Raw genomic sequence first — 20,324 nt, 5'->3', positions numbered from 1 at the left:
GTTATTAATCTTTTAATACTCAATGTGTTTCAATCAGTTAATCACCAGGATTATTCCACATTTCTTTTTATATTATATTCATTTCTAATCCTTTCCTCTCCCCGCAAGAAGTGCATATCATCCTTTTCAATACAAATACATTTTCTATTCGTATGAATACAGGCGATTGCAGTGCTCATGCTTCCAGAGGCAAAATCAAGGACTGTGTCACCCTCTTTCGTGTATGTTTTTATCAGATATTTCAACAATGCGACTGGTTTTTGATTAACATGAATCGTTTTGCCCTCTGATTCCGCAGTTTTAAAATATTTCACACTTCGTGGGTATCTCGTTCCTTTGTTTTCATTTCTGAATGTAGGATTTGGTACCTTGTTTACTCCTGTCCAGTTACTTCCTCTCTTTGTACGATTCTCATAAGGCTCACCTTCCTCCATGATTGGATAATAAGGAGTTCTGCCGTTACAAAAGATACTGATTAGCTCATGCGCTTTTAGAGGTTGCTTTTTAGCAAGAAGGAAATTGCTTGCTTTTGACTTTTCCCATACCCAGTCATATTTAAATTCGGCTAAATTGCCACAGCGTAAAAGGCTGCTGAACGGTTCGCTGCCAAATAAAGCCGTAGGCGCATTATCCTTTCTCACTCTTCTAATCTCCTCCCACATTTTCGAGAATGGTATTATCTTATCCCATTGCGAGGCTGTAATTCCAAAAGGTGGGTCGCATAGAACTAAATCAATACTTGATTCTGGGAGAAGAGGCATTACTTCAAGGCAATCGGCTTTATATAGCGTAATGTCTTTTTCAAAAACGATCTTTTTCATTACATCTTTTATTAATGTCCATTTGCCTCTTGGTTATAGGCCAGATAGACTTGTTTGTACTTAAAGTTTCTTTCTCTGTTTGTACTTCTCCGAACATTCAGGACGAAACGCTTTTCCTGCGTTTTAAGATATTCCTTATCAATTTTGGTACATAGAAGTCATAATCTAACTTGTGGCATTATTTACCTCCTTCCTCTTTTACCGTCAATAATCCAGTCGCCCCGCATTGCGCCATCGTCCGAAAGCACCGTCAATAATTTCCCGTTTGGTACGTTCCCGGTAAATCTTCGATTTCCAGTAGCCGATACGTACCTGTATGTATCTCCATGTCTCGATGTATGCCCGGTTCAAGTGTTGCTCAATGCTGTCCAGCGACTTGTTCACGGACTCCAGTACCATAAGCAGGTCGCTGGTCGAGCAGGCCGCTGCGCCCGTGGCATACAGTACGAGGTCGCTCACCGACTTATAGAGGTGTTCGCCCTCGTTGGCGATGTCCCGTATTGCTTTTTCATTGATAGTCAGTATCAGTGCGTCTGACGGCTCGATGTTCCCATGTTTCAGGATTTTCTCATGGAAAGCCTCCAGCATGGTCTTATAGTCACCGATACGGTCACTTACCGAGCTGTAGGTATCCTTCACGTTCAGCACCGTCCGCAGGGATTGGTACATCACGTCGATGACATCAAAGGCACGGGTATAGCGGTCAAGGTCGATATTTACTTCCTTGTATTTGCCCGTCTCCTCACGGCTGTACTCATGCAGCAGTTGGTTGCTGTATTCCAGCGTGCTTCGGGCCAGCAACAGGCTGCGTTGTTTTTTGTGGTCATTTATGTACGCTTCCACCGACACGATATCGAATGTCCATTGGCCCTTGGCGACATCGGGTAGTAGCGCAAGCAACGTAATGGCTATCAGTATAGTGCGTTTCATGGCCGTACCTCCTTTCTGCCACTTCGGGATGTCCGTGCGTTTTCTACCCAGCGGTCATGGCACTCTTCCACGAGTGTCAGCCTACGACCCTCGTCCGTATCGAGTCCCGGTAGCACATCCTTCAGTACGTCGATGATGTTCCGCTTGTAGTGCATCATCTTCTCCAAGGATACGAGGTCGGCGTATATTTTCGTGATACGTGAATCCACTTCTCGTGCGATTTCGAGGCGGTCACTTGACCAAAGCAGGTGGTACACGTCGCTGTTCGGTACTTCTTCCATAGGTTCTGTACGGGCATACTCGGTAGTGATTTTACAGTTGGGATATTCCCGTGCGATTTCCGATATGCGATTATTCACGATTTTAGTCTTTTCCTCGTTCGGCAGGTTCGGATCGAGTGTCAGTACATCGGCAACGTGCGTGTCTGTGTATGCCGAAGTCAATTCCCAACTGATTTGGATAATGGCACGGTGAATCTTGATACCCAGAAAGTATTTCGGCTTCCGTGCGATAGAAATAGTCGCACGGAACGTAATGATACCATTGATGTTCGGCATCGTCGCCTTACGGACGAACGTATAGCCGCTCCATGTACCTCCGTCCTGCCAAGTGAGGCTATAGGCTGTCTTGCAATCCTGCATGATAGCCGGTAGGCGGTAGTAATCATCTGTCGGCACATCGTTCTCTGCTTCCGCTTCCTGCTTCGCATCTGCGTACTCCTTCTGTTTTTGTTGCCACTCGGCAAGTTCGCTTTTCAGTTCCTCGATACGTGTCCGGTTGGAGTTATATTGTTGCCGATAAGCTGCTGCGTCTTCCACGCTCGCCTCGGCAATTTTTTTCAGAAGGTCGGCGTTTTCCTTTTCCAAGGCACTAATCTGAGATTGAAGAACGGCGACTTGATTGTCCGCTTCCCGTATCAGTGCGTCCAGTTCTGAAAGATCCAGTTCGTTCTCCGTTACCGAGGTCTGCATGACGCACTCTTTGGAATGGGCGTCCAGTGAGCCGCCACACTTGCGACACTTGTATTGTGTCGAGCCTTGTCCCAGCGTCGCCCCGTCTGAACAGGTTACACTGATGGTCACGCTTTCGCATCCCTGCAATTTTGCAGCGTCCGTCGCCTGATAATAGTTCCGTGCATCGGATGCTATGTAATAGACATAGCCTTCCTCGTTGTCATTGAACTCCGAGAGGCGGGCATTGAGTTGCGCTTTGAACGTATTCAAATCCATCGAATAGGAGTCGAAGACATCCTCATAGACCACCTCCGTCCGATTCCAACTCTGTGTCACGTGTATCTCGTAGGCGTATGCCTTCTTTGTCTGTTTGTTACCCTTACTGATGATATAGGCCTGTTGTCGGGTATTGATAGTATAGGTGTAGCCATCGTTGCTATTGTTGAGCTGTTGTACTCGACTTCTTGACCATCCGGCATACCGTTCTGAATTGGCGAGGGCCTGCTCCCGTTGCGAAGCGTTCGGATAAAATCCCGGATCACTCGTGTTAAAGCGTGTCCATGCACCCCCGTTCAATATGCTGTTGTCGTCTGTCGGTGGGTAGTAGTCGCATAGAGAAATGCTTCCTTGATCACGCCGTGCGATATACCACCGTTGCGTGTAATAGTTCCCGACAGCATTGTCCATATAGTCGGTCATCCACGATGTGAGGTCGTAATTGCTGAAATTGAACAATGCGGCCACGCTATCCTGACCGCCCACCATGTCGATTAGCAGACTGCCGATGTCATGTTCCGCCTGCTCGAAGAGAGTACTGTAGTGTTCATACAGGTTGCCGATTTCATTGACTTTGCCACCCAACAGGTCATGGAACGCACTACTTTGCAGTAGAGCGTCACCGAGGTTCTCCATACCTGATGTTGCCAGCCCTACGCCCATGTTATAAAGGTTGTCAATGTCGCCCTTTAAGTTCTCAATCGTGAAATTGCCCGGCACTTTGGTAAAGTTGTCCAACATCCGTTGCCAATCGGTACCGCCCAGTTCTGCGAGGTTCAGCAAGGTGGCAATGTCGCGGTCAATTTCCAGAAAAGCGATGTCCGAGAACGACAGCGTGCTGTTTGTCACCACACTTTCGAACTGCATACACAGGCTCTTCGTATCGTCGCACACTTTCATCAGGTAGCTGCCCCAGTGGATTGCTGTTTGTGGTGAGCGCAGCATCAGCTTCGCCACCACCCATATTTTCGGCATGATTTTTTCTGCCACCATGTGGTAAATTCGACGATAGTAGTAATTTTCCGTGCTGCTGCACCAGATGCCAAGGTCGGACAGAGCCTTGTGTTCCAAAAATTTGGAAGAAAATATCCCTGCTGCCGCCACTTCTGCCGCCGTATAGTGTTTCAGAATATCATCCACCTGCTCGCGGTAGTAGCTTTCGGCTACTGCCTCCGTGCCGAATGCTGCGGCCATGGCCGCCACGGTACGAGCGTCATAGTTCACGCTGTAATATTGTGCGTGAACATGCTGTGTCAGGGCAGGCAATAGGATAACCCAAAAGATAAACAGCCGTTTCATCGTTTCAGACCTCTTTTATGTATTCCGGTTCCTTGTGATTGAAATACCACCGTTCAGATTCGATACAATTCTCCGTGACAAGTCGGCAGAACATATCATGTATGATGGTAGTATCCTTGATGGCCCTTTTGATCCGGGCTTCTTGGGAGCCGAACCATCTCAAAAAGAAAGGCTGGTTTAGATAAGTTTCGCGCACGGTCTGATAACGTAGCCATCCCAAGTCACTTAGTCTTTTTTCACTCATCGGACTACTGTTCAGTTCCCTGAATAGTTCTTCTCGAAACCTGTTTTCATCGAAGACAGGTTTGCTGTTACATAGCCTGTCGCACATATCGTAAAACTCCTTTTCTTTGGGGTTTTCTTCATAATACCGGTTCAAATACGCTTCCAGTTCTACATCGGACATACCCAACCGAAGGGAATACTCTGCCAACAACCGTTCGATGGCGGCTACTTTGTCCGGTGTCATGTCATCCATGCGGAGCAGGTTCTCCTTGGACAGCATACAAAACTCCCGGAGGGACAAAACAGTGAGTTCCGGATTGCTGACAGAGATTTGTTCGCGCGTCAAGCTGCTTTCAAACCCCATCATATTTATCCCGTAGCCCAGTGACAGGGTGATTAAAATCCTTTTCGTTTTCATTATGATGTTATTTTAGTGGTTAAGTTCAGTACACATCCCGCTTCATTAACTTTCTGCGCAAACGGCAATGCCTTGCCGATACCGCTGGTATTCCAGTCGCGGCAATATGCCTCGATAGCCTCTTGGTGGCTGCATTGTAACTCGCGCTTGTAAAGCTTCAGAGCCTCTTTCTCCGCTCGTTCGGTCGTGTAAGTCATGTAGCACTCGCGCGGTTCTTCCACGCCATAAACACCGCTGGTCGTGCCCCGACGGATAAACACCTCGCGGAAGAAGCTGCGTCCTTCCTTGTTTTCAAGGCGGTTAATGGTGAAAATTTTCTTACAGTCCACGTCCGTTAGGCCAAGAATCGTCTTGATGGTGTCGAAACGTTCCTTGAATTTGCTCTGGTCAAGCAGCATCACCACATCCGAGTTATTGATGATGGCCTCTTTCACGATTTCGCTGCCGATGATGTCTTGTATTTCCTGTGTCACCACGCCCACACTGGCCCAGAATTTACGCGCTGTTTTGTACATAAATTTAATGTACTCCGCCATCAGCGGGCTGGCGATGGCTTTCCATGCTTCCTCGATGACAAGGACTTTGCGGTTCTTCTTGATGCGCATTTTTTGCAAGAAAACATCCATGATAATCAGCGTGACCAAAGGAAAAAGCAGCGGGTCATCTTTTATGCTGTCGATTTCGAAGACCACGAACGTCTCGTCGAACAGCGAGCTGTCCATGTTCTCGTTCAGCGTTTTTTCGTGGTTGCCGCCCAAATAGAAGTCCTTCATCATATAGCGGTATGTCGAGAGGTCGATGCCCGTGATACGGTTCTCCTCACAGATATCTGGGATGCGCTGCACGGAATATTCATAGAAAGAGTTGAATGACAGTTCCTCCACTTTCAGTTCCTTGCGTCGGCCCTCTATCTCGTCAATGATACCCTCGATGCGGACCGCGCGTTCCCGTTCGCTTTCGTGCCGCTTCTCACTGCTGTTGCGGTCATCAATAACGAGGCTCTTACGCAAGTCCTCACGCTGTTGGGGTGTGAAGCCCTCGAAACCATTGAAGTAGGCGTCGTAATATTCCGTGATGACGTGCTCTATCAGACGGTCTTCCGTCTTTGTGACCGTTCCCTGCGTACCTTTCCAGATAAGCAAGACGAGGTTTTTCAAGAATCCCGTTTTTTCTACGTTCATCTCTTCCCGATTGATGCGGAACGGATTCATCGTGATGGGCCGTTCCTCGGTATAGCTGATATACTTGCCGCCGAAATACTCGCATAGCCCCTCGTATGAGTTACCCGTATCGACCATTACCACGTCCGTCCCCTGTTCATGCAACTGGCGCACGACGGAGTTCATGTGGAAACTCTTTCCGCTGCCCGAAGGCCCCAGGCAGAAAAAATTCGAGTTGTCGGTCAGCTTGTTCTTTCCCTCTTTTCCCGTGATGTCGATAGCTACCGGAACACCTTGACGGTCAGTATAATAAATTTTTATCGGCGTTTCCTCACTATGCTGCACCCGTTCCTTGTACATCAGGCATACCGCAGCGTCGGAGAGGGTCAGAAAACGGTCATATTCCTCGTTCAGGCTGTAACAGTTGCCCGGAAATGAACTGACGAACAGTTCCAGTTGGTTGTATGCACGCTTACTGATATGTATGCCCATGCGCCCAAAAGCGTTTTCCAAGTGATTCGTGCATTTTTGAAGGTCGGTGTCGGCAGGCACGCCCACCACCATGTTGAAGTGCGTGTACACGAGCAGTTTGCTTTCACGGGCTATTACGTCCTGTACCTGCTTGATGTCCTCTACGGCCATTTGGTTACTCGGATTGGGGATGCTTGCGTGCCGGTTCTTCTTTTTGTCGAGTAATGCCAGTTCACGCTTCTGACTGGGCAGGAAAATAATTTGGTTGTACACCACCGTTTCTGCGTTCGGAATATTATCCACCACCGAGACAAGATCCACTGGCATCTCGGTATTATTCACCTCGATATTGGTATAGGGACGTATCAGCGAGGGGAGTGCGGCGCAGTCCACGTCCACGAGGCTGTACACCTTACAGCGTTTATCACCCATAGATACCGTTTCGTCGTCAGACTTGACATTCGTCATCGAGACCGTACGGTCTTTGAAGTTCATCGCAAAGTAACGGTCCACATATTCGCTTGCCTCGGCTTTGTTCAGGAATTTCACTTGTACACCGCTGTCGCGTAGTAGGTCTCGAACCTTATAAATCTTCACGAGGAAATCGCGCCATTTCTTGCTATCGTAAGAGAAAAGACGGCTCTTCTTGGCTTCCTGTGTGATAGCCAGATAGCAAAGGCTGTCCGTGTACGGACGCCCATTAAAATAACGGAAGTACGATGCCGAAAGAAATTCTTGATTATGCTCCGGCTCCTTCGCGAACTGTTTTCTCACGAAGATGTCCTGTTTGTGTAAGGCATATCCTTCGCCCAGTGTTTGCGCAAGGGCAGAGAATAGATGCGTGAAATCGTAATAGCTGTCAATGTCCGCCGAATACTTCTGTACCGGATTTTCGATTTTTAAGACGGCGGAATATTCACCCGTCTTGGTGTACAGCACACCCACACCATCTGTATCTTCCACAGAGAAATAGATATTCTGAAAGATGTGCTTGCGCTTGCCGCCCGTACCGAACGTATAGACTGACAAGGCCATACCCGTACATAGGGCGATGAAAAATAAAATGATATATAGGGTCATTCCGATATGCGTTCATTAAATAGGGGCAGGTCTGCCTCGGCTGGAGGCGAACCCGCCCGCGTTCAACAATCAATCAGCCACACACATTGCCGTGATGGTTTTTCTTATAGTCATACTTTGTGCGAATAGGCATACACATACACTCCACGTTTTACATTTTTGCTGTGCAGCCCTTTTCGCTGTTTGAGGATGATAAGCACGATTCCCGCAGATAAGACAGTTGCCAATACGACCAGTCCGGCCACAAAGCCCATAAGACAGTAGGCGGCGATAAAGCCCACAATGGCTCCACCAGCCACGCCTGCCGCCCAATAGATGTAGCGACCTTGTAATCCCATCAGCTCCAAAGGCCGTTGTAACCCCTTGAACAGCGGATAATCCGGATAACGTCCGTCATTAATCATTTCTTGACTGTTTATGCGTTAATTCCGAAGAACAGAGGTAATGCTTGGGCTGCCGCAATCAAGAAAAGGCACGCCCCAACTACCATCATAATCTTCTTCTTGACATCCTGTTCCTCGTTGTTCATGGCGATATACACCGAAATGGCTCCGATGATGGCCACGACACCAGCAATGGCATAGCAGAGTTTGACCATGACAGGAACGTATTTCACAATTTCCTCCGCTACGGTTGATAGAGCTGTCGTACCGGCCGAGTAATCGCCTGCCGTACTTTGAGCCATAGCAGGTATGCCTCCCAACAGGGCAATGATTAACATTCTTACTTTGGTGGAAACTTGCATGATAGTTTTCTTTGCCTTTCGGCACATTCTTTTAAATTTCTGAAACATATTTATTACATTTTTGTGGTACTCTTGTTTTTGAATTTATTTTACACTTCTATCAGCCACCTATATGCGGTAGCCGAAGAAAGCAGGGAACACGATTGAAGCTCCAATGATGAAGAGGCACGCACCGACAAGTGATACGATAGACTTCACCACGCCGTCCTCGCCTGTGTTCATTTTGATATAGATCTGGAGCGCGGCAACGACTACGAAAACCGAGGCGACAGCGTAGCAGATGTACAGCACGTACAGCATCATCGTCACCACGAAGTCGTGCATCGTTGCCAGTGCGTCTGCACCCCAACTGTAGTTTACGCTGCCACTTTTGGCGAATGCCGCATAAGGGACAAAGCACAATGCACATAATATTTTTTTTGCTTTCGACATTTTACAATCGGTCTTTGAGAGGTTTCCACACCAGTTCCGGACGGTTGCCCGTCTTTCCTTTGGCAAGCATCGCTTTGTACAGTTCGTCTGCCGTGTATGCGTCCGACAGGTAGGTCTCGGTTTCTTCCATCTGTTCCTCCGCTTGGGCTTTCAGGCGTTTTAGCTTCTCCGCCACGGCTATCTCGCCATTATTGTCTGCGGTTTCCGTCTCCTGTGGTGCAGGCGAAGCGGTAGGGGCAACATCTGTTTCATATTTCTCATTACCCACATTGAATCCCGTATCGCTCTCCGTCACGTACACACTCTGTTCATCTTCTGGCGCACCGAGGTCAAATACCTCTTCTTCCGGCTTGCCATTTCCTTTTTTTCCATAAAGGTCCTGCACGATGATAACTGCATAATAGACGAGATAGGCAACCGTCAGGACAATGGTGAAAATAAAATATGATTTCATATATTTTTGTATAATATGATTTTTATATTTGGTTGTGTGTGCAAAATAAGAATGGATAATTTGAAAGATAAAATTATTGATTATAAAACGTATCGTTTCAATATAATATTTTTTCAAAATCTAAAAATCATATTTCAAAATCATATTCAAATATGATTTTGGATAAGAAAACAGGAAAAGTCGGGATATAAAAAAAAACCCTCCGTGATGAAGGAGGGCTTAGGGAGCGGTTTTTTCATTGTTTCTTCCCACGTAAGTAGTCGTTCAGGTCTTTGTAACCGGCATAACAGTTTGATTCGTTATAGACGCATCTGCCATACATCCCGGCTATGGTTTCCACTGTCTTTTGTCCGGCAAGGTCATTGTCAAGGTAACAGTGAATATACGTGTATTTTTGCAAATACGTCAATGTCCTTTTCAGATTACTGACCGAGTTCATAACAAGGTAGTCACAGGGGGCATTAATGCAAATGGCACTATCGTCCGTCTGTTTTAGGGTTAGATAGGACAGAAAGTCCATGAATCCTTCAAATAGGCAGACACGGCTCTGTGCCTCACCACGCGATTGGGGTATCAAGGAAATGTCCTTGTTCTTGATACATCCTTTGTAATAAGGGTTTCGTACCTCGTATCCACCGGATATATTGCCAAAGGCCAGTGCAAAGTAACGTCTCTGGCGCAGTTCGTAATGGACTTCCTTGCAGAACATTCGTCCGATATCCGAATCAATCATACGTGAATGGAGATATGAGAGCAGTGCGTGGTGTCGCAGCGGCACGATAATCAAATTCTTCATGTCGGCTTCCACTGGTCGAGAGGTTGCGGGCAACGCCCGGGTTTTCGGCAGCGACACACCATTGACATACCGTTTGATGTATGCTAATGCTTCACTCACACTTTTAGTTCCGCAAAGGTACTTACCCAGTTCCACAAGGTCGCCTCCGGTGGCCTCACCAAAATCATACCATTCATTCAGCCGGTCATTGACTTTGAACGATGGCGTCACCTCTTTCCTGAGAGGCGAAAGATACCAATATTGCTCTGATTTCATATACTGCGCACGGTGGCCGAGCTGGGCCAAAAAGTCCACGATACGCACTCGTTTTGCTTCGTCTATGGTCATATTAAATTTCTTTTCACTTGTTTGTACAAAAGCGGTTTAGTTTAGTTTGCGCCCCTATATATATAAATACTAAATTAAACTGAATTATATAGGCCCGCGCCCGCTCTCATTCTTCATCGAAAAGCATGGTTTCTGCCTGTGTCATGTCATAATAAAAAAGTTTATCTCGTTTGATAACCAGTTTTAAGGTGTCAGTCAAATATTGCAGCAGTTTGACCATTACGTTTCTCCCACGCTTAAATCCGATTGCCTCGTAAGCAGTCATCATGGCTTGCAGCATATTTTCAAACCCACGGATAGGTTTGTCTCCAAACGCAGCGGAAAGGGCTTCACGGTGCTGTTCGATGCTTAGTTCCATAAAACCCGTCCGTTGTTTCGGTTTCTGATGTGGGGCATTCTCAAACAAATGCCCTTCTGCGAGAACCGGGAGCCCACCCTCATTGACAGTGAAAGCAAAAGGTTTAAACTCTTTCTCACGGATATGTAACGCATGGACCTCGCTGATGTTGGGACAATCATTGTTTTTGCTGATGACCAGTACGGTTTCCGCTTTGTTGCTCATTTCCGTACCGATATGCCCGCGTACATTGTTATCTCCTTTATTCAAGTGTAGCACACAGTGGATATGCAGGTCATACTTTGATGACCATTCCATCATCTTGTTAATGACTTCCACAGACTCACCGGTACTGTTTATATCAAGCATCAGGTCACGGATACCATCGATAATTACAAGTCCGTATCCTTTTCTTTGGCGTAAGGCGTAGTCGATGACCCCAATGCGTATGGCCGGAGAGTATTCGCGCAAGCAAATAAAGTCGAGGTTTTCACTGTCGGTTGTAGTGGGCAGTCCGGCAAGCCGCAAGATGCGTTCCAGTACATTATGACAATGGAAGCGGCTCTGCTCCGTGTCCACGTACAGAATCTTGCGTTTACCTTCCGGGAGGTGCGCCCGGTAGTTCAGCACTTGTTTCCCTGCCAGCGATGCAGCGACAATGGCCGAAACGTTAAATGTTTTTTTTGATTTCGCCTTGCCGGTTGATGCGCTGAAGTTGCCGAGCGTAGCAATGGTCGAGTTGTCTATCCAGATAATCTGTGGCGGCGTTTCATAGGTATCCGTCGCCCGAATCTGCGAGGCGGAGAGGATATCCGATAAGAAATCCTCCTCCGGCCTCATATCCACATTATATTCAGTTCTTCTTTCGTTTTCCATGGCGTCTTTGATTAAAGAAAGGTTGTGTGGCAGCGGCCTCGTTTGCCATACGTGCTGCTTCATCTACGGTTGGTTCATAATTCTGCAAAAGCCATTCGTCCAGATCTTCTTTGGCGAAATATATCATTTTGCCACGTGGCTTGTAGTGCGGAATCTCCTTGCCTGATGTTAGCTTGTACAGCATACTCTCGGATATTCCGATATACATACAAGCCTCTTGGAAGGTAAACACCTGTTTGGTGGTATATATATTTTTTTCCAGCAATGCGATGCGTTCCAACAGACTTTCTATCGGATCTAATTTCTTTAGGATGGCTTCGACGCTTGTAAGCCGTTCACTCAGCCGTTCCATGAATGTCAATCTATTATTTTGCATAAATGAGTTATTATAAATTTAGACAATGAAGTATATCCTCCGTTATGTAGCGCGCTAACGGAGGTCAAAGATAGGGCAACCCAAAAGGTCAGCGTGAGTTTGTACCGTGATAGTAACCACGTATCACGGCAACTGTCACGCTTTTACCTTTCACATACTTCGCTTATTGGCACTTCTTACCACTCTCTCAGTTCATCAATGGCTCGTCTGATACCGTAACCTGTTGATGTCATGTTGTTACGCAAGGCAGACAGAGCGGATGAAAGGCTTGAAGCTGAAACGAATCCTTTTCCATCCTTGGTTTGCAAGAACCGCCCACTACTAAGAACGGACTGCCATTTGGCTTGGATAAACGAGTGCTCAAGGAGTGTATCAAACAGGATGGCCACATGGCGGATATTGTTTACACGAATACAGAATCCTTCTTTACAGGAAAGCAGGGCTTCCATATCTTCAACGTGTAGGGTAGAAACGCAAAACAGATGATAAGCATTGGCACAAGCTGTAATACCTATCATCTGTTTACGAGTGAGATTGCATCCAAAAGAAAGAGGATAAATTCTTGTCGGTCCATCTTTGCAGCACGTGACGGACTGTGATGGTGGCACAAACGTATCATACGTTCGTTTCAGTTCCATACACTTCTCGAACGAGAAGTCTGCTTCGGTAAAAAATGCTCGGATAAGATGGGAGCAATCGTTTAATAGCCCCTTGACGATATGAATGTTCATTTCATGGCAGTTCCGGCAGACCGCATGGTCACAGTCGATATACCGGTGGCTGTTTACGAAATCCTCCACGTAACGGTAGTACTGCTTATTGCCCGTCACGACATCACGGAGATACATTGTTTTTGCTTCAACGAGCAATGCGAATAATTCTTTCGCTACATCCTGTTCTGCAACAAAATGGTGCAGATGTTTTTTCCCTCCAAAAAGAGAGAGGGCCATTGTTAGGTCTTTTCATGATGAAATATTTTAAATTGGATTTATATGATATATTATAAGAGTGTTGCTCCCGAAAGAGAATCCTGTCGGAACAACACCCTTATAAGTGGTTACATATCTGATGTTCATTGCATTGTCAATCGAATAAACCGTTGGTCAGATTTACTGCATCGTCTTTTTTCTTATTGACGATTTTGGCATACACTTGGGTCATCTTTACAGATGTATGACCGAGCAATTTAGATACAGTGTACAAATCGGCCCCCAATGTCAGCATCATTGTGGCGAACGTGTGGCGGGCGGTATGAAAGGTGAATCGCTTGGAAATTCCGGCTGCTTTGGCCCATGGTTTGATAAGCTGGTTGATACCAGAAGGCAAATCGAACACATGGTCGTCTGCTGTCTTGTCCCCACGTTCCGGCATCCACTTCAACGCTTCATTGGAGAGCGGAAGGTAAATCGGTTCTTTCGTCTTCTGCATGGCTACTGCCAAGCGGTATTGGCCGTTGTCAATAAACACATCTTTCCATTGCAATCCGATAATGTCACTGATACGTAGTCCACAGAAGCAGGAGAACAAGTAGGCACTTTTTACCCCTTCGTTCTGCATTGGTGTAGCGATTAATGATCTCACTTCTTCAATAGTCATATACGAACGCACACTTTCCGGCATCTTGGGCTTCTCCGATTTTTCCATTTCGTTGAATGGATTCTTTAAGATCCGTTTCGCACGGACAGCGGCATTTAACGCACCGTTGAAAATCTGGTAATAGGTATTACGCGTAGAAGCCGAGATGGGTTTTCCTTTGGGACGGTAGTTTGTCAGCATATAGTCGATATAGCCGTGGCAAAAAGTGAGGTCAATCTGATTTAATGTGAATCTTTCTCCTGCATACTCTTTCAAGATACCGGTAACAGATTTTATCTGGCCTATGTTTTTCTTACCACGTTTCTTCTGTTCCTCTTTATAGAGTTGCATCCAGTCCAGCAGATAAACCTTATCCTTGTGATTCATGATACCGGCTTCACCACTTGTCAACTCTATGATACGCTTCGATTTGATTGCATTTGCGGCAGCCATTGTCGTTTCGTTCTGTTGGCGGGCATTACGATCCGTTTCCGGAATAAGATACATTTTCAGATACTCGTATGTCCGCTTACCATTTCGGTATATATCCAGATACAAACTCTTGCTGCCATTGGCCAACTCCTTCGTCCGAAGACGAATCGGCTCCTTTACTTTTATTGGCTTTCTGGTCCTTGGCATATTTGTGTCCTTTTATTCGTTATTTCCTATCACAAAGGTACAAATAAAAACGAAATGAAGAAACAAACAAGAAACAAAAATGTACCTAAAAAGAGCAAAGCAACTGAAAACGTAGAAAACAACTGAAAATAAAAACTCGTATATAAATTATTGATATATAGATGATTTATCTATATTTATTTGGAACTTGTTTTCATTTTATATATGTCTTTATGATTATTGGAAAGTAATGCGATAGTTCCCAATTCGGGACCTTTGTATTCGGTGATAAATATGCTGGAGAGCGAGTAATAACCAAATCCAGCTCCAACTGCCATGCAGTCTAATGGACTTCGTTGGCTCATAAAAGCTCCCGCTATGGCGCAGCCTGCTAATGTGCCGAGTATCGTCATGATAGGAAGGAATACAAGCCGGGGATTTAGGGACCGAAAACTTTTCAGGGTGTTCGGATCGTTACCGATGCTGATACCTACGCAAAACATGAGTCCGCAGAGGGCATAGTAACTAAGTTTACTGTTGGTGAAATCGTATGGGATGAGATGGTAAACTCCACAGAGAGTGCCGATAATGAAGAAAGAGACAATAATCAAACTACCTTTCATGCATTTGTCTCCTTTCCTTTACTATATAATAGGTACCACAAGCCCCATGCGCATAGAGTACTTCCTATGACAGCAGCTACCGTGATGATAACTGCTTCCAGCCCAAGAGTGTGTAATCCTTTGATGATAGATTCATTACCCCCTACATCTATTCCGAGAAGAAAGAGAAGAATCCATATAAGGAGAGTGATTATCTTGTGTATCCATGATAGTCTTTTACTGCGTAACAAGTAGCCAAGAAGCATGCCTGTCAGCATAATTCCAATAATGATAAACATAGTTAGTGCCTGCTTTTTGGCTGCAAAGATAGTATTAAATGTAAATCTTGGCTAATCTCTTCCACGATTTCTTTCGTGCCCATTGACAAACATTCGACCATATCATCCACGCAAGCGGCATTGACAGACGGTGAATCTTCAAAACTACGGTTTCTCGTAGTCTGCTATCCATAATATATGATTTGTTTTCATCGTTGTGGCTTTTCAATATGAATGATCTTACTTGTCTCCGTACTGATTCCAATCATCCCAATTCCTCCATGTACATTGCTGGGGTACTTGATTGGTTCATTTATTGTTTCATCGTAAGCGTCGGAATCTACCAGGTTAAGTGCTTTCAGATAGTAGTATTCTGTTTCCGTGATGCTTAAAAGACGTACAATAATATCCATCTTTACATTGGTGCCGTATTCAGGAAATCCGTCAATATCTGTCTGGTTGTAAACCGTCATTGTGTAAGATGTGTTTTTGAATCGTGAGTCGTCGAATACACCATATATATTCTTTACGGTGTCGAACATGCCGTTGTCTTCGTCATCGCTGTTGGTAGGCTGTCCGTCTGTCAGCACAATATCCTCGCGGGATATAAAATGATAGCGATGTATTGTCCGGCTGACAAATTCCCCTGTTTCTTCATTATAGTCTTTCACTGTCATTTGCTTATCCATGATAAGCCGGTAGTAATTATCTTCGTTGTATCGATCTTTGATATTGATTTTGTATCGGAGAAAATTCTGCGTATAATAATACTTAGTCATTGGAATGGTGACCGTATCGATATCAGCTATTTCATGTGGACGCTGTGGTACGGTCACTTCAGCCCATGCGTGATATTGTCCGTCGTTTGTGAGGGCGTCGATACGAACTACATCTCCGGGAGTAAATTTGCTGGAAATATGGAAACGGCATTGCATATTTCCTTCCGTTTGGGGTGGGAGCGGACGTAAACTTTCTGATAACTGTCCGTTAACACGTACTTCCACCGTGGCATTTTCTACATGAGTGGCGTATCCTCTTCCCGTGAAATTGAGATAGAGAACGTTGGTCAGACTGTCTGCGTTGATTAGTGCGTTCATCACTAGTTTGGGGGGATTGTCCTTTACACTAAACGGGAGTTCGTTTTCGCAAGATACTGTTGTCAGCAATGCTATTAACAGGATAAATGGATAACATATACGAGTTCTCATAATGGGTTTAGAATTTATAAGTGTAAGTGAATGATGGAATTAATGGAAGTATAGTATACTTCTTGATAATCGGTTTGTAGGGATCGTTTTTGCTGGTACTGCGATATACAAAGGTAGGATTCATCGCATTATATGCATTATACAGACTGATATTCCAGGTACGCATACCATGTTTGGTCTTTTTGTTGAAATTGACTCCCACATTCAACCGGTGACTGGCTGGTAACCGGTAATTATTACGATGCTCCACATACGAAGCTTCTCCGATGGTGGGTGAATTTATGCTTGAATCAAAATAATCTCCATATCCATATCCTCCTCCAAATCCGTTGTTTGTGCCGTCACTAGGACGGATGACAGCGGTTTTCTCTTCAGGGATTGTACTTGTTCCACCTGTATAGAACACCCAGGAAGCACCGATGTCGATACGGTCGCTGAACTTATGGTTGATTGTCAGGTTGATATTGTGTCTTCGGTCATATTTATATGGGAACCGTTCACCGTTGTTGATACCACCTTTGGCAAACTGACGATCACTTTTGGATAAAGTGTATGACAACCATCCCGTTGTTCTTCCAAGTGTTTTCTGTGCCATGAACTCAATACCGGCCGAACGTCCTTTGCCCATTTCCACTTTGTTTTCCCAACCGGAGGAAGAACCGAAGAAACTGACGCCTTCCTTATATTCCAGCACATTATACATATCCTTATAATACCCTTCTACCGAGAATTCCCATCCTTTGATTCCCGTATAGTATCCGCCCAATGAATATTGGTGGGAGCGCATCGGCTTGATCTTTTTAGTGACCGGAACCCATAAATCCGTAGGCATGGCAATGGGCATGGAGGATAGTAAATGCACATATTGGCTCATTTGGGTATAAGATGTTTTCAGGGTTACATCTTTTCCCAACTGATAGCGTGCGGAAACACGTGGTTGCAAAGAAAAGTAACTTTGTTTTTGCACATGAAACAATGAGAAATGCAGTCCGATATTCAGGCGCAGACGATCATTCATCTTGATGTTGTCTTCCAGGTAAGCGGATAACTCATGTCCGTAAATCCGGTTGTTGGCTATGCTGTGGTAGGTTGTGTCCAGGTCTATTTTATCTCCTGTCTTATTGGAGATTTTAGAGGTCATAACTTCCGGGCGGAAACGATGATAGATATATCCTGTTCCAAATTTGAGGTGGTGTTTGGGAGATGGATTATAATCGAAGTCGATCTGGTAATTCCAATCATTGATTCCCGAACGGTAATCGGCTGAATACCGGTTGGTAAATGATGTACCGCTACTGCCGAGATATTGATTGTTGGTATATGAGTTGATGTCGAATAAATAGTTGCTGTAGGAGATTGTCGTATTGCAGAATAAACGGTTGTTGAATACATAGTTCCATCTGGCAGAAAGAATCGTGTTTCCCCAATTCATTTTGCTTCCGTCTTTGAAATCTGTATTTCCATCATAATTGGCAGCAAAATGATCCTTTCCATTGTAGGCAGATAGATAGATACGGCTCCGGTCGGAGAATTTATGATTGATTTTGGCATTGATGTCATAAAAATAATAACTGTATTCCTCGTCATCCGGCATGAATGGTTTAGCGATGAGGTCGACATACGAACGTCTGGCGGAAATATTGAAAGACGTTTTTCCTTTCACAATCGGACCCTCCAGGTTGATTTTGCTAGTTAGTAGTCCGATACTAAGTGTGCCATGGTATTTCTGCATATCTCCGTCATTGGTACGGACATCGATGACAGAAGAAAGCCGTCCGCCGAAACGTGCCGGAAAAGAACCTTTGAATAGTGTTACTTTTTTGACGGCTTCCGGAGTAAAAACCGAAAAGAATCCGAACATATGGTCTACGTTATATACAGGAATCCCGTCAAGTAAGATTAGATTTTGATCCGGGCTTCCACCACGTATATACAGTCCGGCAGATCCATCTACTCCTGCCTGTACGCCGGGCATCAGTTGGATGGCTTTCATTACATCTGCCTCTCCCAGTATGCTCGGAGTATTTTTTATTTGCGTCATTGGAATCTCGATAGATCCCATCTGGGTGGCTATAGTTCCTGTCTCGGTTTTGTCGGAAACGATGACTACTTCCTGCAATTGCGTGTTACCCTGCAGGCGGATATTTAGTAATGTATCTTGTGAGAGCGTAAAATGATGCGCTTCTGTGGCATAGCCCAGATAGGAGAAACGCATTTCGGTTTCTCCTTCGGGCAAGGTGATGCTGTAAAAACCGTAAGGATTGGTAGTCGTTCCCTGATTTTGATGACTCTCAAAGATATTTGTTCCAATCAACGTCTCGGAGGACGTTCCGTCAGTGACGTATCCGCTGATAGTAAACTTGCGGCTTACGTTTTTAGTTTTTTTCTTTTTTTGCAGCAGGATATAGCGATTGGAAAACTGGTAACTGATCGTTTCATCCTTGAATACTATATCAAGTATTTCGTGCAGAGGTTTTTCTTTAACTTTCAGGTTGATCTTATGTTTGATACTGATTTCTTCGCTGTATATAAAGGAATAACCGGTTGAATTTTCAATTATTTTGGTGAATTCCTTCAATGTCGCGTTTCGTAGTGTCAATGTAAGCCGGGCGTTTGCGTTTTGTGCGTGTACGTGGGCGGTGATAAAGAACACCATACCTATCAGAACAAGGGTTCTGACAGGTAGGTGGCCTTGGTGAATAGTTTTCATTTTTAGTCTGGTTTAGCAGTGATAATAATCTGTTTCTTGTTTTGTGAGTAGTCGAAATAACCGGCATTATGTAATACAGATAAAATAGTTGCCAAGTCTTCTCCATTGCGGAAGCGTGCTGTGATCCGGTAATTTTGCAAAGCCGTGTCGGCTATGTGGATCGTTGCTCCGAATGAATTGGATAGTTCGCGGGCAATCTCCTGCAAAGGCAGATCATCGAATATAAACTCTCCCTGTCGCCAGGAAATTTCATCTTTTGCATTTGCTAGAACTTTGCGGGTGAGTTTTTCTTCCACCTTATTATATATAGCAATCTCGTTTGGCTCCAAAATCACACGAACTGATTTGCTTTTATTGCTGACTGCTACCGAACCTGTCAATAACGTTGTCTTTACATCCGGATTGTTATGATAGGCATCTACGTTGAAGTGAGTTCCCAACACCTGAACGTCAATCGTTTCAGTCTGCACGATAAACGGATGTTTCTTGTCCTTGCTTACTTCAAAATAAGCCTCTCCATTTAGCTCCACTTCCCGCTTGTCCGATTTGAACTTTTCAGGATAAGAAAGCGAAGAATAATGGTTGAGAGTGACGGTGCTGCCATCAGGAAGACAGACTGTGCGTGTCTCTGCCAAGGTGGAAACCGTTTGTATCGTGACTGGTTGCATATATAAATAGGCTGTCCATACCGATAGACAAAGTAGAGCTACTGCCGCCGCTGCCGAGAAAGTATGTATCAGTGTCAGACGCCGGGTATGTGATTTCAGTCTTTTCTCTAGTTCCGGGTAGCTGGCTGTTGCTGAAAACCGTCCTCGCGGTGAACGTGTGGAAGCGACGAGCTTGTTCAGTATTTCTTCTAATTCCGTATCGGTGTATTTCATCTTTTTTCTGTATTGTTCTTAATCTGTTATTTTCGTTTCAACAGAATGGTCAACTTGCTGACTCCACCTTCTTTCCACTGGGGAGTACAGGATAAAGTGACATTCTGCTTCTTCAATATCATCTGTTTAGGATAGATTTTTATGACAGTTGTTGCTGACTTCTTACCCGCTTTGATGATTACTTTTTTTTCTGTCAGCTGTACGACTGCGGCTTGGCCTACTACCGGAGGAGGTGTGGCAAGTACTACCGTCCGGTCTTCTTTTGTTTTTTCTGTTGCAACAATTTTAATTTTCAACTCACATTCGGATTTGTTGCTTTCACATTCTACTGTTTCCTTCGAATGTTCGAATCCTGCATAATCCTTCGGTAAATTGTCGTTGTCATTGTTGCATGAAAACAGGCACAGACAAACTGATAGAAGGACAAAGATTCCCATGTTTGCGTCATTTAGCTTTTTCATTTTCTGTCTTTTTTA

General features: G+C 45.0%; 19 protein-coding genes and 1 pseudogene. All 20 read right to left on the bottom strand.

Annotation, left to right across the window (positions count from 1 at the left end):
* Positions 1-50: 50 nt before the first annotated feature.
* Positions 51-821: a DNA-methyltransferase gene (locus I2I04_RS16675; RefSeq protein WP_004310179.1), complete on the bottom strand. Its 771-nt coding sequence runs from the start codon at positions 819-821 to the stop codon at positions 51-53.
* Positions 822-1,025: 204 nt separating this feature from the next.
* Complete coding sequence (locus I2I04_RS16670; RefSeq protein WP_004322064.1) at positions 1,026-1,751, bottom strand: hypothetical protein; 726 nt, start codon at positions 1,749-1,751, stop codon at positions 1,026-1,028.
* Positions 1,748-4,279, bottom strand: coding sequence for a hypothetical protein (locus tag I2I04_RS16665; RefSeq protein ID WP_004310182.1), 2,532 nt, complete (start codon positions 4,277-4,279; stop codon positions 1,748-1,750). Before I2I04_RS16665 ends, I2I04_RS16670 begins: the two co-directional genes overlap by 4 nt.
* A gap of 4 nt (positions 4,280-4,283) precedes the next feature.
* The gene (locus tag I2I04_RS16660) at positions 4,284-4,922 is read right to left on the bottom strand and encodes a hypothetical protein (protein WP_004322062.1); all 639 of its coding nucleotides are present in this window, start codon (positions 4,920-4,922) and stop codon (positions 4,284-4,286) included.
* Positions 4,922-7,633, bottom strand: coding sequence for a helicase HerA domain-containing protein (locus tag I2I04_RS16655; RefSeq protein ID WP_008659494.1), 2,712 nt, complete (start codon positions 7,631-7,633; stop codon positions 4,922-4,924). Before I2I04_RS16655 ends, I2I04_RS16660 begins: the two co-directional genes overlap by 1 nt.
* Positions 7,634-7,743: 110 nt before the next feature.
* The gene (locus I2I04_RS16650; RefSeq protein ID WP_004310185.1) at positions 7,744-8,037 is read right to left on the bottom strand and encodes a hypothetical protein; all 294 of its coding nucleotides are present in this window, start codon (positions 8,035-8,037) and stop codon (positions 7,744-7,746) included.
* Positions 8,038-8,048: 11 nt separating this feature from the next.
* Complete coding sequence (locus tag I2I04_RS16645) at positions 8,049-8,426, bottom strand: DUF4134 domain-containing protein (RefSeq protein WP_004322059.1); 378 nt, start codon at positions 8,424-8,426, stop codon at positions 8,049-8,051.
* Positions 8,427-8,486: 60 nt separating this feature from the next.
* A complete protein-coding gene (locus tag I2I04_RS16640; RefSeq protein WP_004310187.1) occupies positions 8,487-8,810 on the bottom strand; it encodes a DUF4134 domain-containing protein in 324 nt (107 codons plus the stop codon).
* 1 nt (position 8,811) lies between these two features.
* A complete protein-coding gene (locus I2I04_RS16635; protein WP_032497462.1) occupies positions 8,812-9,264 on the bottom strand; it encodes a hypothetical protein in 453 nt (150 codons plus the stop codon).
* A gap of 235 nt (positions 9,265-9,499) precedes the next feature.
* Positions 9,500-10,387: a toprim domain-containing protein gene (locus tag I2I04_RS16630; RefSeq protein WP_004310189.1), complete on the bottom strand. Its 888-nt coding sequence runs from the start codon at positions 10,385-10,387 to the stop codon at positions 9,500-9,502.
* Between the two features lie 106 nt (positions 10,388-10,493).
* Positions 10,494-11,600, bottom strand: a complete 1,107-nt coding sequence (locus I2I04_RS16625) for an AAA family ATPase (RefSeq protein ID WP_005777412.1) — start codon at positions 11,598-11,600, stop codon at positions 10,494-10,496.
* Positions 11,578-11,976 carry a helix-turn-helix domain-containing protein gene (locus I2I04_RS16620; protein ID WP_004322056.1) on the bottom strand — a complete coding sequence of 133 codons (399 nt, stop codon included), beginning with the start codon at positions 11,974-11,976 and terminating at the stop codon, positions 11,578-11,580. Before I2I04_RS16620 ends, I2I04_RS16625 begins: the two co-directional genes overlap by 23 nt.
* 176 nt (positions 11,977-12,152) lie before the next feature.
* Positions 12,153-12,926 carry a hypothetical protein gene (locus I2I04_RS16615; RefSeq protein ID WP_004310192.1) on the bottom strand — a complete coding sequence of 258 codons (774 nt, stop codon included), beginning with the start codon at positions 12,924-12,926 and terminating at the stop codon, positions 12,153-12,155.
* Between the two features lie 133 nt (positions 12,927-13,059).
* Complete coding sequence (locus tag I2I04_RS16610) at positions 13,060-14,190, bottom strand: site-specific integrase (protein WP_005777415.1); 1,131 nt, start codon at positions 14,188-14,190, stop codon at positions 13,060-13,062.
* A 203-nt stretch (positions 14,191-14,393) separates the two neighbouring features.
* A pseudogene (locus I2I04_RS16605) lies at positions 14,394-14,792 on the bottom strand (lysine exporter LysO family protein); the annotation flags it as partial.
* Positions 14,789-15,070, bottom strand: a complete 282-nt coding sequence (locus tag I2I04_RS16600) for a LysO family transporter (RefSeq protein ID WP_143257745.1) — start codon at positions 15,068-15,070, stop codon at positions 14,789-14,791. The gene I2I04_RS16600 and the pseudogene I2I04_RS16605, both read right to left, overlap by 4 nt.
* 188 nt (positions 15,071-15,258) lie before the next feature.
* The gene (locus I2I04_RS16595; protein ID WP_195473002.1) at positions 15,259-16,257 is read right to left on the bottom strand and encodes a DUF4249 domain-containing protein; all 999 of its coding nucleotides are present in this window, start codon (positions 16,255-16,257) and stop codon (positions 15,259-15,261) included.
* Between the two features lie 7 nt (positions 16,258-16,264).
* Complete coding sequence (locus I2I04_RS16590; RefSeq protein ID WP_195655476.1) at positions 16,265-18,967, bottom strand: TonB-dependent receptor; 2,703 nt, start codon at positions 18,965-18,967, stop codon at positions 16,265-16,267.
* A gap of 2 nt (positions 18,968-18,969) precedes the next feature.
* Positions 18,970-19,848, bottom strand: coding sequence for a FecR family protein (locus I2I04_RS16585; protein ID WP_195655475.1), 879 nt, complete (start codon positions 19,846-19,848; stop codon positions 18,970-18,972).
* A 26-nt stretch (positions 19,849-19,874) separates the two neighbouring features.
* On the bottom strand, positions 19,875-20,309 hold the full coding sequence (locus I2I04_RS16580) for a hypothetical protein (RefSeq protein WP_195655474.1): 435 nt from the start codon (positions 20,307-20,309) through the stop codon (positions 19,875-19,877).
* Positions 20,310-20,324 lie beyond the last annotated feature (15 nt).

This window comes from Bacteroides sp. 1001136B_160425_E2 (genome assembly GCF_015559655.1).
In the GTDB taxonomy this organism is placed as follows: Bacteria; Bacteroidota; Bacteroidia; order Bacteroidales; family Bacteroidaceae; genus Bacteroides; species Bacteroides luhongzhouii.
Note: the sequence above shows the minus strand (reverse complement) of the source record. Positions and strands in the feature narration are given on the sequence as shown.